Raw genomic sequence first — 12,816 nt, 5'->3', positions numbered from 1 at the left:
GCGCCGGACCTGGAGTTCGTGAACGGCGGCGGGACGGGCAGCGTGCAGCACACCGCTGCGGAGGCTGCGGTCACGGAGGTGGCGGCCGGGTCGGGACTGTACGTGCCGCGGCTGTTCGACAACTTCCGTTCGTTCAGCGGGCGGCCCGCCGCGCTGTTCGCGCAGCCAGTGGTGCGCAGGCCGGGGCCCGGTGCGGTGACGGTGCTGGGCGGCGGCTATCCGGCGTCGGGCGCTGCGGGCGCCGACCGGCTGCCGGAGCCGTATCTTCCGGCAGGTCTGGCGTACGACCCGCAGGAGGGGGCCGGCGAGGTGCAGACGCCGCTGCTGGGCGCGGCGGCCGACCGGCTGCGGGTGGGCGACAAGGTGTGGTTCCGGCACGCGAAGGCCGGTGAGCTGTGCGAGCGGTTCGACGCGCTGCGGCTGGTGGACGGGGACCGGGTGGTGGCGACCGTGCCGACGTACCGGGGCGAGGGGCAGACGTTCCTGTAGGCGGGGTACGGGGCGGCGCCGGGCCGCCCCGTACGGCTCACGCGGTGGGCTTGATCCCTTCGAGGATCTTGTCCATGTCGGCGAGCGGCGGGGCCTGGCCGCCGACGTCGAAGTTGAAGCGGACGACGACCATCGAGCCGGAGCCGCCGGGCGAGGGGAAGGCGACGGACTGCGCGATGCCGTCGGCGCCCTTCTTGTTGGTGACCTTCCAGCGCACCAGGTAGCCCTGCTGGCCCGCGACGGTCACCTTCTCCGACTTCAGTTCCTCGTGGTTCTCGATGCCGCCGTAGTGGTCCTTCTCGTCGTACTGGCCCTTGCCGTAGGTCTCCTCGACGTTCTTCTCGATGTCGGCCTTGGCGATGCCCTTGGCGGTGGTCTCGGCAAAGCCGGCGGCGGTCTCGGAGAGCACCTTGCCGCGCATGCACTGCTCGGTGGCGTCGCCCTTGCACTCGTACGGGCCGATGTACATGTCGGTGTCCCGGCCGAAGTCGTCCTTGTGCCAGCCGTCGAGGACCGGGATGGCGATGCTGTTCAGGCCGTCGACGAGGGTCTTCTCGTCGTCGGTGGGCACCGGGCCGGGCGCCGCCGAGCCGGTGCTGGGCTCGGGCGAGGGGCTGTCGCTCGCACTCGCCGTCGCGGTCGGCGCGGGTTTGGGGTCGTCGTGCGGCGCGTCACCGCCGCCGAGCGTGACGGCGAGGCCGACGCCGACGGCGGCCACGACGACCACGGCGCCCACGATCGCCGCGATCACCGGGCCGCGCTTCCTGCCGCCGTCCTGGCCGGGGCCGCCCGGCTGTGCGGGGCCGAAGCCGCCCGGTGCGGCCTGCGGGTATCCGTAACCGCCTTGCTGTTGCGGGTACCCGTAGGCCCCCGGCGCCTGCTGCTGCGGGTATCCGTACCCTTCGGGCGTCCCTTGCTGCGGAGAGCCGTACGCCGCCGGTGCGGCCTGTGCCGGGCGGGTCTGTCCGGTCCACGCCGAGCCGTCCCACCAGCGTTCGGGGGCCGGTCCGTTGCCTGTGTGTCCCGGGTCTGGGTACCAGCCCGGCGGTGTCGTCATGCTCACGCCGGACACTTTATGGCGCGGAATCAGCCGCCGTACACACTGTCCCGCTGGTCGGGCACCACGCTGCCGTCGGCGCGGCGGACCGGGCCGAAGCCGCCCCCGGGCTTGATGTACGCGGCGGTGGCGCAGGGGTACGTGCCGGACTTGCGCGGCAGCGGCTCGATGAACATGGGGTTGACCACCCAGCGGCCGTCGGCGTTGTCGTAGGCGCGGCACATCGCCTCGTTCTTGTTGCGGTTCAGCACGAGGTGCGCGCCGGTGGCGTCGCCGACGAAGGTGACGTCGGTGTCCGCGTCGCCGCCGCCCAGCGCGATGCGGTGGGTGAAGTCCTGCTGCTGCCAGGCCTTGGCGCCCTTGATGCCGAAGATGTCCTGGTTGACCCAGCAGCGCTTGCCGTCGACGTACGGGATGGCCTCGCCCTTGTTGGTGCCGACGCCGCCGCAGCCCTCGTTCTCGTAGGTGATGCGGCCCTGCTTGTCGAGGACGCTGCGGATGGCGATGGTGTGCTTCTTGTCGATGCCGATGCCGGCCGACCAGACCTCGGTGACGGGCTCGGACCCGGCGGAGACGATGTAGACGTCGAAGCCGGCGCGCTGGAGGGTGCGGACCAGGTCGCGCTGCTGGTCGTAGTAGCGCACGTAGCGGGGCACGGTGTGGCTGCCGACCTTGTCCTCGCTGCCGATCGGCGCCGCGAGGGCGCGCTTGCGCGCGGCGGCGGCGTAGGAGCGCAGCTCGGGGACGGTGTGGCCGGCGAACAGCTGCGGGATCCAGGCGTACTGCGGGACCGTGCGGCGGTGGTTCCAGGTGCCGGCGAACGCCTCGGCGCCGCCCGCGGTCTTCGCCTCGTCACGGATGGCGAAGATCTCGTCGGCGCAGGCGGTGTTGGTGGAGGTCTTCAGGGGCGCGCCGACGGGCACGTCGGTGCCGCACGCCTTGGTGAGGGCGCGGTCCGCCTCGGGGGTCAGCCACTTGCTGGTGTCGCGCCAGTGGGCCGGGCGGAGGAGCTTGTCGTGCTGCAGGGACCAGACGAGCGTCGCGTCGGTGACGTCGTTCTTGGTGATGGTGTTGTCCCAGTCGAAGGCGGCGACCGGGCGCTGCCCGTGGCCGTGCGCCAGTTCGGGGTGGGAGCACACGCCGCGTTCGTCGATGGTGCGCTGGAGCTTGTCGCGGTTGGTGCCGTACCACTTCAGGCTCTTCGACAGCTGCGGGCAGCTCGCCCGTCCGGTGGCGGGGGCCGCCGGCGTCGCGGTGGCGGGCACGGCGGCGGCCAGGGTGGCGGTGACGGCCAGGGCCAGGGCAGGCGCGAGGGTGGGCCGGATGCGCATACGTCCTCCTTGACGGTGCGGGCCGGGGCGGGCCCGTCCGGGCCGGCGGCGCGGGGCCGCCGGCCCGGTCATGATCGGGAAACCATACCCGTGGCTCTTACACGGTGCTTACACCGGCGTGACGTACGCCCCGGCGATTCCCCCGTCCACCAGGAATTCGGCCGCGTTGACGAAGGAGGAGTCGTCGCTGGCGAGGAAGGCGACCGCGGCGGCCATCTCCTCGGGCTCGGCGAACCGGCCCACCGGCACGTGCACCAGCCGGCGCGCGGCGCGCTCCGGGTCCTTGGCGAACAGCTCCTTCAGCAGCGGGGTGTTGACGGGCCCGGGGCAGAGCGCGTTCACCCGGATGCCCTCGCGGGCGAACTGCACGCCCAGCTCGCGGGACATCGACAGCACGCCGCCCTTGGAGGCGGTGTAGCTGATCTGGGAGGTGGCGGCGCCCATGACGGCGACGAAGGAGGCGGTGTTGATGATGGAGCCCTTGCCCTGGCGCCGCATGTACGGGAGGGCGTACTTGCAGCACAGGTAGACGGAGGTGAGGTTGACCTCCTGTACCCGCTTCCAGGCGTCCAGCCCGGTGGTGAGGATGGAGTCGTCCTCGGGCGGCGAGATGCCGGCGTTGTTGAAGGCCACGTCGACCGAGCCGTAGGTGTCGTACGCGGTCTTGAACAGCGCCTCGACCTGGCCCTCGTCGGTGACGTCGACCTGGACGAAGAGGCCGCCGACCTCGGCGGCCGCGGCCTTGCCGGCGGTCTCGTCGATGTCGGCGCAGACGACGTTGGCGCCCTCGGAGGCGAGGCGGCGGGCCGTGGCCAGGCCGATGCCGCTGCCGGCTCCGGTGATCACGGCGGTCCGGCCGACGAGCCGGCGGCACACGGGGGTCTCAGCGGTCTGGTCGGTCACGTCACTGCTCCTCGGTGCTGATGAAGACGTTCTTGGTCTCGGTGAAGGCGGCCAGCGCGCCGGGGCCCAGCTCCCGGCCGAGCCCGGACTGCTTGTAGCCGCCGAAGGGGGTCCAGTAGCGGACGCTGCTGTGCGAGTTGACGGAGAGGTTGCCGGCGGCGACGGCGCCGGAGACGCGCAGCGCGCGGCCGACGTCGCGGGTCCAGATCGAGCCGGAGAGGCCGTAGTCGGTGGCGTTGGCGAGCCGTACGGCCTCGGCCTCGTCCTCGAAGGGCAGCACGACGGCGACCGGGCCGAAGATCTCCTCGGTGGCCGCGCGGTCCTCCGGGCGGCCCTCCAGGACGGTCGCCGGGTACCAGAAGCCCTTGCCCTCGGGGGCCTCGCCGCGGATGGCGACGGGGGCGCCGTCGGGGACGTAGGACCGTACGCGGTCGCGCTGGGCCGCGGAGATCAGCGGGCCCATGCCGGTGGCGGGGTCGGCCGGGTCGCCGACGGTGACGGCCTTGACCGCGGGCTCCAGCAGCTCCAGGAAGCGGTCGTACACGGAAGCCTGGACGAGGATGCGGCTGCGGGCGCAGCAGTCCTGTCCGGTGTTGTCGAGGAAGGAGCCGGGGGCCGCGGCGGCGGCCTTCTCGACGTCGGCGTCGGCGAAGACGATGTTGGGGCTCTTGCCGCCGAGTTCGAGGGTCACCCGCTTCACCCCGTCGGCGCACTTGGCCATGATCTGTTTGCCGACGCCGGTGGAGCCGGTGAAGACGACCTTGGCGACGCCGGGGTGCTCGACGAGCGCGTTGCCCGCGACGGGCCCGGCGCCGGGCAGGACCTGGAAGAGCCCTTCGGGCAGGCCGGCCGCGAGGCCCAGTTCGGCGAGGCGGAGGGCGGTGAGCGGGGTGGTCTCGGCGGGCTTGAGGAGGACGGCGTTGCCCGCGGCGAGGGCCGGTGCGGTGCCCCAGGCGGCGATGGGCATCGGGAAGTTCCACGGCGCGATGACGGCGACGACGCCGAGCGGTTCGTGGAGCGTGAGGTTCAGGCCGCCGGCCACCGGGATCTGGGCGCCGGTCAGCCGCTCGATGCCGCCGGCGGCGTACTCGAGCAGGTCGCGGGCGTTGCCGGCCTCCCAGCGGGCGTTGCCGACCGGGTGGCCCGCCTCGCGCACCTCCAGCTGGGCGAGTTCTTCGAGGTGGGTGTCGACGGCGGCGGCGAAGCGGCGCAGCAGCCGGGCGCGGTCGCCGGGGGCGAGCGCCGCCCACTGCGCCTGGGCCTTCGCGGCCCGTGCCACGGCGGCGTCGACCTGATCGGGAGTGGTGGCCGGGACGGTCGCGATGACCTCTTCGGTGGCCGGGTTCAGGATCCGGTGCTCGGCGGGCCCTGTCCCGGCGGATGTCTCGTACGCGGAAGGCAAGTGACGGGTCCTTACGTGCGTTACCTGCGTGGTGGCGTTACATGCGTTCGAAGGAGCGGTACCGCTCCCAGTCGGTCACGGCGGAGTCGTAGGCGTCCAGCTCGACACGGGCCATGTGGAGGTAGTGCGCGACGACCTCGTCGCCGAAGGCGGCGCGCGCGATGGGGCTCCGCTCCCACAGGTCGGCGGCCTCGCGGAGGGTGGTGGGGACGTGCTCCGCGTCGCCCGCGTAGGCGTTGCCGGTACAGGCATCCGGCAGCTCCAGCTTGTGCTCGATGCCGTACAGCCCGGCCGCGACCATGCCGGCCACCGCGAGGTAGGGGTTCACGTCGCCGCCGGGGAGGCGGTTCTCCAGGCGGTGGGCGTGGCCGTGGCCGATGACGCGGAGGGCGCAGGTGCGGTTGTCCGGGCCCCAGGCGACGGCGGTGGGCGCGAAGGAGCCGGGCCGGAAGCGCTTGTAGGAGTTGATGTTCGGCGCGTAGAGCAGCGTGAAGTCGCGCATCGCGGCGATCTGTCCGGCGAGGAAGTGCCGCATCAGCGGGGACATGCCGTACTCGCCGTCCGGGTCGGCCAGCACGGGGGCGCCGTCCTCGTCGCGCAGCGAGAGGTGGATGTGGCAGGAGTTGCCCTCGCGCTCGTCGTACTTGGCCATGAAGGTGAGCGCCATGCCCTCCTGGGCCGCGATCTCCTTGGCGCCCGTCTTGTAGACGGCGTGCTGGTCGCAGGTGGTGAGGGCCTCGTCGTAGCGGAAGGCGATCTCGTGCTGGCCGAGGTTGCACTCGCCCTTGGCGGACTCCACGGTCATCCCGGCGGCGCCCATCTCGTTGCGGATGCGGCGGAGCAGGGGCTCGACGCGGCTGGTGCCGAGCACGGAGTAGTCGACGTTGTAGAGGTTGGCCGGGTGCATGTCGCGGTAGCCGCGCCGCCACGCGTCCTCGTACGTGTCCCGGAAGACCATGAACTCCAGCTCGGTGCCGGCGTACGCGCGCCAGCCGTGCTCGGCGAGGCGGTCGAGCTGGCGGCGGAGGATCTGCCGCGGGGAGGCGGCGACGGGGCTGCCGTCGTGCCAGGCGAGGTCGGCGGTGAGCAGCGCGGTGCCGGGGCTCCAGGGCGTGCGGCGGAGCGTGGCGGTGTCGCCGTGCATGCAGAAGTCGCCGTAGCCGCGCTCCCAGGAGGACATCGCGTAGCCGTCGACGGTGTTGAGGTCGACGTCCACGGCGAGCAGGTAGTTGCAGCCCTCCGAGCCGTGGGCCAGGACGTCGTCGAGGAAGAAGCGGGCGGCGAACCGCTTGCCCTGGAGCCTGCCTTGCATGTCGGTGAAGGCGAGGACGACAGTGTCGATCTCTCCGGCGTCGACGAGCCTTCTCAGCTCCTCGACCGAGAGCGGGGGCGTGCGGTCTGCCACGGTGGTGCCTCCTGTCGCTGCGTCCGGAGGTCATAAGGTAGGCACACGAACCATTGGTTGGGAAGGGGTTGCGGTGGACGGAGCGGCGGACCGGCTGGCGCCGGTGCTGCGCCCGGTGCGGGCGGGCAACGGCTTCGAGGAGGCACTGGAGCAGATACTCCAGATCGTGCGGCTGGGCCTGGTCCCGCAGGGCGGCCGGCTGCCCGCCGAGCGCGAGCTGGCCGAGCGGCTGCAGATCAGCCGGGTCACCCTGCGCGAGGTGCTGAAGGTGCTGCAGGACGAGGGCCTGGTGGTGAGCAGACGCGGGCGGTACGGCGGCACGTTCGTACGGGAGCGCGCGGAGACGCCCGGCGAGGACGAGCTGCGCCGCCGCATCGAGAAGACCGATGTGGAGGACGTGCTGCGGTTCCGCGAGGTGCTGGAGGTGGGCGCCGCCGGGCTGTGCGCGGGGTACGGGCTCGCCGGCGAGCAGGCCGAGCGGCTGCGCGCCGCGCTGGCCGCCACCCACGACGCGCCGCTCGCCGACTACCGGCGGCGGGACACGCTGCTGCACCTGACGCTGGCGGAGCTGTCCGGCTCGGCCACGCTCGCCGCGCAGTACGCGGCCGTCCGGGCGACCGTGAACGAGCTGCTGGACTGCATCCCGCTGCTGGTGCGGAACCTGGAGCATTCCCAGGCCCAGCACACGGCGCTGGTGGAGGCCGTGCTGGAGGGTGACGCGGACGGGGCGCGCGAGGTGATGCGGGAGCACTGCTGCGGTACGGCGGCGCTGCTGCGCGGCTTCCTCACGGCACCGCCCGCGCCGTAGCCGTTCCGGGCGCGCCGGCGCTCCGCCCGCGGCACCGTAACCGTTCTTTTACGGCACGGGTCTTGCCCCGGACGCGTCCGCCCCACAAAGGTGTACGGCTGAACCTTTACCCCCCGAGGCAGGAGCGGCTCATGGCCGACAGCACGGAACCGCGCACCGCACCGCCCTCTCCCCCGGCGCCGGGGACCGCCGCGCCCGAGGACGCCTACCTGGAGAAGCGCGCGCTGCGCCGGGGCAGCGCCGGACCGCTGCTGCTGACCGGCCTGGGCGTGGCGTACGTCGTCTCCGGCGACTTCTCCGGCTGGAACAACGGCCTCGCGCAGGGCGGCTTCGGCGGCCTGGCGGTGGCGGCCCTGCTGATGGGCCTGATGTACACCTGCCTGGTCTTCGCGCTGGCGGAGCTGGCGTCCGTCCTGCCCACCGCGGGCGGCGGCTACGGCTTCGCGCGCCGGGCGCTGGGCACCTGGGGCGGCTTCCTCACCGGCACCGCCATCCTCATCGAGTACATCCTCGCGCCCGCCGCCATCTCGATCTTCATCGGTGACTACGTCGAGTCGCTCGGCCTCTTCGGGCTGACCTCCGGCTGGCCGGTCTACCTCGCCTGCTTCGTGCTCTTCATCGGCATCCACCTGTGGGGCGTCGGCGAGGCGCTCCGCTTCAGCCTGGTGGTCACGGCCGTCGCGGTCGCGGCGCTGGTCGTCTTCGCGCTCGCGGCCGCCACCGACTTCCACGTGAGCGGCCTGAACGACATCCCGGCCGACAAGGACGCCTTCGGCGCGTCCTCCTGGCTGCCGTTCGGGCTGCTCGGCATCTGGGCCGCTTTCCCCTTCGGCATGTGGTTCTTCCTCGGCGTGGAGGGCGTGCCGCTCGCCGCCGAGGAGACCAGGGACCCCGCCCGTACGCTGCCCCGCGCGATGGCCGCCGCGATCGGCGTCCTGCTGCTGCTCGCGCTGGTCACCTTCCTCACCGCGACCGGGGCGCGCGGCGCCGCCGCGATCCAGTCCGTCGGCGACCCGCTGGTCCAGGCGCTGCAGCCGCACGGCAAGCCCACCGTCGCCTCACGCATCGTCAACTACGCCGGACTGGCGGGCCTGGTCGCGTCGTTCTTCTCCCTCATCTACGCCGGGTCCCGGCAGCTCTTCGCCCTCTCCCGGGCCGGCTACCTGCCCCGCTTCCTCTCCCTGACCAGCCGCCGCAAGGCGCCCTACCTCGGCCTCCTGGTCCCCGGCGCGCTGGGCTTCGCGCTCGCCGCGGCCACCGGCGACGGCGCCCGGATGCTCAACGTGGCGGTCTTCGGCGCCACCATCTCGTACGCCCTGATGGCCCTCTCGCACCTCGTGCTGCGCCGCCGCGAGCCGGGGCTGCCGCGCCCGTACCGCACCCCCGGCGGCGTCCTGACCTCCTCCGTCGCCTTCGTGCTGGCCTGTTCCGCGCTGGTGGCGACGTTCCTGGTGGACAAGGAGGCGGCCTTCATCGCGCTCGGCGTGTACGCCGTCGCGCTGGCCTACTTCGCGCTCTACTCACGGCACCGGCTGGTGGCCGCGGCGCCGGAGGAGGAGTTCGCCGCACTGGCGGCGGCGGAGGCCGAACTCGAAAAATGAGCCTGTCCGGCGATCGAGGACGACGTCACGTCGAGCGACCACGACGGACAGCACCGCTTCCCGACCCGAGGAGACACCCCGTGTCCATTCCGCCGCTCATCGGCGTCAGCACGTACCTGGAGGCCGAGGCCCGCTGGGGCGTGTGGACGCTGCCCGCCGCGCTGCTGCCGGCCGGCTATCACCGCCTCGTCCAGCACTCCGGCGGCCTCGCAGCCCTGCTGCCGCCGCACGAGCCGGACCTCGACCGGGACGAGGCGCGGGAAGCGGCCGCGGCCGTCGTCGCGCGGCTGGACGGCGTGGTGATCGCGGGCGGCCCGGACGTACGGCCGGCACGGTACGGCGCGGAGACCGACCCGCGCACCGGTCCCGCGGCGCTCGCCCGCGACGCCTGGGAACTCGCGCTCATCAACGCGGCGCTGGACTCCGGCACTCCCCTGCTGGGCATCTGCCGCGGCATGCAGCTGCTGAACGTCGCGCTGGGCGGCACGCTCCACCAGCACCTGGACGGGCACGGCGGCCCGCCCGGCGTCTTCGCCCGCCACGAGATCAAGCCGGTGCCGGACACCCTGCTCGCGGCCGCGCTGCCCGAGCCGGTGTCCGTACCGACCTACCACCACCAGTCCGTCGACCGGCTCGGCCGGGGGCTGCTGGCCTCCGCGTACGCCGAGGACGGCACGGTGGAGGCGGTGGAGGCACCGGAAGCGGACGCCTTCGCGCTGGGCGTGCAGTGGCACCCGGAGGCGGGCGACGACCTCCGCGTGATGCGCGCCCTGGTGGCGGCAGCGAACCGCTGACACGCCGTCAACGACGCGCACGCACAAGGGCCTTCACAGCCCGATGTCGTCCGCGACACCCACCAGGAGCACCCGCGCGCCCGGTTCCAGGGCGCGCCAGCGGTGCGTGACGCCGCCCGTGCAGTAGAGGGTGTCGCCGCGGCGCAGTTCGTACCGCTCGCCCTCGGCCTCGGCCTCCACGGCGCCCTCGACGACGTACAGCAGCTCGTCGTTGGGGTGCCGGAACTCCCGGCCCCAGTCGTGGGCCCCGGTGAACTCCAGCGCGTGCAGCTGCTGCTGTCCGCGGACCAGCGGGCGCACCGTGCCCGCCCCGCCGTCCGCCAGCGCGGCCGCGTCCGCGCGCACCACGTCGACGGTCCGGCGGTCCTCGGCCGCGCCGAGCAGCTGGACCGCCGTGGTCTCCAGCGCGTCGGCGATCCGCTGGAGCGAGCGCATGCTGGGGCGGGCCCGGTCGTTCTCGACCTGGCTGAGGAAGGGCTTGGACAGGCCGGTGCGGCCGGCCAGCTCGGCGAGGGTGAGGTCCAGCGCGCGGCGGCGCCGCCGCACCGCCCGGCCGACCCGCGGCGCCTCCTGATCTTCACCCATCCTGCACTCCTTCTCCGCCTTATCGCCACGTTCACAGCGTTGTCACAAAGGGCCTCTAGCATCGAACCTGTTTGACGTCATCAAACAAAGTTTGACGCAGGGAGAGCCCGCCATGACCGCTGTCGATCAAAACACACGCCGCCGCCGCGGCACCGGCCTGCTCGCGCTCGACGAGGAGGCCGCGTACCCCGGCTACACGCTCTACGCACCGCTCACCGGCACCGGCGAGGTCTACCTCGTCGACCTGCGCGGCGAGGTCGTGCACCAGTGGAACCTGCCGTACCGGCCCGGCCGGCACGCCCGCATCCTCCCGAACGGCAACCTGGCCTACAACGGCGTACTGCCGGACCAGGAAGCGCTGTTCCCGATGTGGCACAAGTACCGCGGCGGTGTGCTGCAGGAGATCACCCCCGACGGCACCGTCGTCCGCGAGCACATCGACCCGCTCCAGCACCACGACGCGCACCACTACGGCGACGGACGCATCCTCTACACCGCGCTGGAGCCGCTGACCGGGGACGCGGCGGCGGCGGTGCGCGGCGGGGTGGCCGGCTCCGAGCCGGTCACCGCCGACGGGCCGGTCGTCTGGGCCGACACCATCAAGGAGGTCGACGCGGACGGCACGGAGCTGTGGTCCTGGCGCGTCGCCGACCACCTCGACCGCGACGAATTCCCCCTCCACCCCGACTACTCGCGCGAGCACTACCCCCTCATCAACGCCGTGCTCCCGCTCGCCGACGGCAACGTCCTCGCCAGCCTGCGCAGCGTCTCCGCCGTCATCGTCATCAGCCGGGAGACCGGCGAGATCCTGTGGCGCACCGAGCCCGGCGTCGTCTCCCAGCAGCACAACCCCACCGAGCTCGCCAACGGCAACATCCTGATCTTCGACAACGGCGTCTTCCGGCCCGGCTGGGACGTGCCGTTCTCCCGTGTCATCGAGGTCGACCGCACCTCGGGGAAGATCGTCTGGGAGTACCACGACCCGGCGCGCGAGGCGTTCTTCGCGCCCTTCATGGGCAGCGCCCAGCGCCTCCCCAACGGCAACACCCTGATCTGCGACTCCCCCGCCGGCCGCATCTTCGAGGTGACCGCCGACGGCTACCTCTGCTGGGAGTACGTCGTGCCGCACTTCGGCGGCTACCGCGAGCCCGAGGTCGGCCGGATCTTCCCGGCCCAGCACAACGCCCTGTTCCGCGCCTACCGGTACGGGGCCGAGGAACTGCCCTGGCTGCCGGTCCGGGGATGAGCCGTGGCCGCCCCCGCCGGCACCACCCGCGCCGAGGCCGCCGTACACCCGGTGGATGAGCGGCTCCCGCTGCTCCGCCTCCTCCCGCTGGCCGCGCAGCACGTCCTCGCGATGCTCGCGGCCCCGGTCTCCACGGCGTTCCTGATCGCCACCGGGCTGCGGCTGTCCCCCGCCCGCACGGCCGCGCTGCTCAGCGCGACGCTCGTGCTGTGCGGCGCGGGGGCACTGCTCCAGTCCTTCGGCGTGCTGCGGATCGGCGCCCGGCTGCCGTTCATGATGCTGCCGGGCGGCGCGGCCGTGGCGATCTTCCTGCAGACCGCGGCCGCGCACGGCCCCGCCACGGCCTCCGGCTCCGTCCTGATCGCCGCCGCCTTCCTGCTCGCCGTCCTGCCCCTCTACCGCCGCATCGTGCGCTTCTTCCCGCCGGTCGTGCTCGGCACCACCGTGCTGCTGATCGGCGTGAACATGGTGAACGTGACGGCGCCGATGATCCGGCACGACACCTGGCTCGCGCTGGTCACCATGGGCGGCACCGCGCTGTGCTACCTGGTGCTGCGCGGCGTGTGGCGGCAGATGTCGGTCCTGGCCGGCATCGCCGCCGGCACGGCCGCCGCGCTCCTCACCGGTACGGGCACGCACGCCGTACCGGCCGCCGGCCCGGTCCTCGCCCTCCCCCACCCCTTCCCGTACGGCGTCCCGCACTTCGACCTGCTCGCCGCCGTGCCCCTCGTCGTCTTCACCCTCGCCTCGCTCGCCGAGGCCACCGGGCAGACGGTCCTCAACAGCGAGGCGGTGGGCCGCGCTCCGGATCCGGCGCGCGACGTGCCGCGCACGGTACGCGCCGACGCGCTCACCTCCCTCGCCGCCGGGCTGCTGGGCACCTCCATCATGGTGACCAGCGCCGAGAACATCGGCATCGTCCAACTCACCCGCGTCCGCAGCCGCTTCGTCACCGCGGGGGCCGGGCTGCTGCTCGTCGTGACCGGCCTGCTCGCACCGGTCTCCCGGCTGCTGGCCGCGCTCCCGACCCCGGTCGTGGGCGGCGCCGGGCTGATCATCTACGCCGTGATCGCCGCGATGGGCATCGGCATGCTCCGCCGCGCCGACACCTTCGAGGGCCCGGTCACCACCATCGTCGCCCTCACCCTCCTCGCGGGCCTCCTCCCCGTCCTGGCCCCCGAGCTCTACACCCCGC

11 protein-coding genes and 1 pseudogene are annotated in these 12,816 nt (G+C 73.0%); 6 read left to right on the top strand and 6 right to left on the bottom strand.

Translation table 11 applies throughout. The features are described 5' to 3' along the window. A pseudogene (locus tag C3486_RS34645) lies at nt 1–489 on the top strand (amino acid deaminase/aldolase); the annotation flags it as partial. Between the two features lie 37 nt (nt 490–526). On the opposite strand, the gene C3486_RS34640 reads toward C3486_RS34645, so the two are convergent. From C3486_RS34640 to C3486_RS34620, 5 genes are all read right to left on the bottom strand, one after another. Then, nucleotides 527–1,546 (bottom strand): DUF2510 domain-containing protein, encoded by a 1,020-nt coding sequence (locus C3486_RS34640; protein WP_103836838.1) that lies wholly within the window; start codon nt 1,544–1,546, stop codon nt 527–529. 29 nt (nt 1,547–1,575) lie between these two features. Beyond that, on the bottom strand, nt 1,576–2,877 hold the full coding sequence (locus C3486_RS34635; protein ID WP_103836837.1) for a hypothetical protein: 1,302 nt from the start codon (nt 2,875–2,877) through the stop codon (nt 1,576–1,578). Between the two features lie 108 nt (nt 2,878–2,985). Continuing rightward, nucleotides 2,986–3,780: a 3-oxoacyl-ACP reductase gene (locus tag C3486_RS34630; protein ID WP_103836836.1), complete on the bottom strand. Its 795-nt coding sequence runs from the start codon at nt 3,778–3,780 to the stop codon at nt 2,986–2,988. A gap of 1 nt (nt 3,781) precedes the next feature. After that, a complete protein-coding gene (locus C3486_RS34625; RefSeq protein ID WP_103836835.1) occupies nt 3,782–5,182 on the bottom strand; it encodes an aldehyde dehydrogenase in 1,401 nt (466 codons plus the stop codon). A gap of 37 nt (nt 5,183–5,219) precedes the next feature. Further along, nucleotides 5,220–6,587 carry a glutamine synthetase family protein gene (locus tag C3486_RS34620; RefSeq protein WP_103836834.1) on the bottom strand — a complete coding sequence of 456 codons (1,368 nt, stop codon included), beginning with the start codon at nt 6,585–6,587 and terminating at the stop codon, nt 5,220–5,222. A gap of 73 nt (nt 6,588–6,660) precedes the next feature. Between C3486_RS34620 and C3486_RS34615 the strand changes: the two genes are divergently transcribed. The 3 genes from C3486_RS34615 to C3486_RS34605 all read left to right on the top strand — a co-directional run bounded on the left by C3486_RS34615 (nt 6,661) and on the right by C3486_RS34605 (nt 9,790). Continuing rightward, on the top strand, nt 6,661–7,395 hold the full coding sequence (locus C3486_RS34615) for a FadR/GntR family transcriptional regulator (RefSeq protein WP_103836833.1): 735 nt from the start codon (nt 6,661–6,663) through the stop codon (nt 7,393–7,395). Between the two features lie 131 nt (nt 7,396–7,526). Continuing rightward, complete coding sequence (eat, locus tag C3486_RS34610) at nt 7,527–8,996, top strand: ethanolamine permease (RefSeq protein WP_103836832.1); 1,470 nt, start codon at nt 7,527–7,529, stop codon at nt 8,994–8,996. Nucleotides 8,997–9,076: 80 nt separating this feature from the next. Next, nucleotides 9,077–9,790 (top strand): gamma-glutamyl-gamma-aminobutyrate hydrolase family protein, encoded by a 714-nt coding sequence (locus C3486_RS34605; protein ID WP_258053182.1) that lies wholly within the window; start codon nt 9,077–9,079, stop codon nt 9,788–9,790. A 33-nt stretch (nt 9,791–9,823) separates the two neighbouring features. On the opposite strand, the gene C3486_RS34600 is transcribed toward C3486_RS34605, so the two are convergent. Then, nucleotides 9,824–10,375: a helix-turn-helix domain-containing protein gene (locus tag C3486_RS34600; protein ID WP_103836830.1), complete on the bottom strand. Its 552-nt coding sequence runs from the start codon at nt 10,373–10,375 to the stop codon at nt 9,824–9,826. A 112-nt stretch (nt 10,376–10,487) separates the two neighbouring features. Between C3486_RS34600 and C3486_RS34595 the strand changes: the two genes are divergently transcribed. Further along, complete coding sequence (locus tag C3486_RS34595; RefSeq protein WP_103836829.1) at nt 10,488–11,621, top strand: arylsulfotransferase family protein; 1,134 nt, start codon at nt 10,488–10,490, stop codon at nt 11,619–11,621. A 3-nt stretch (nt 11,622–11,624) separates the two neighbouring features. Next, nucleotides 11,625–12,816 (top strand): uracil-xanthine permease family protein (locus C3486_RS34590; protein ID WP_103836828.1); only part of this gene is annotated, 1,192 nt, incomplete at its 3' end.

Origin of the sequence: Streptomyces sp. Ru73 (genome assembly GCF_002920575.1) — a bacterium.
In the GTDB taxonomy this organism is placed as follows: Bacteria; Actinomycetota; Actinomycetes; order Streptomycetales; family Streptomycetaceae; genus Streptomyces.
This window is presented reverse-complemented; position numbering and strand designations above follow the sequence as displayed.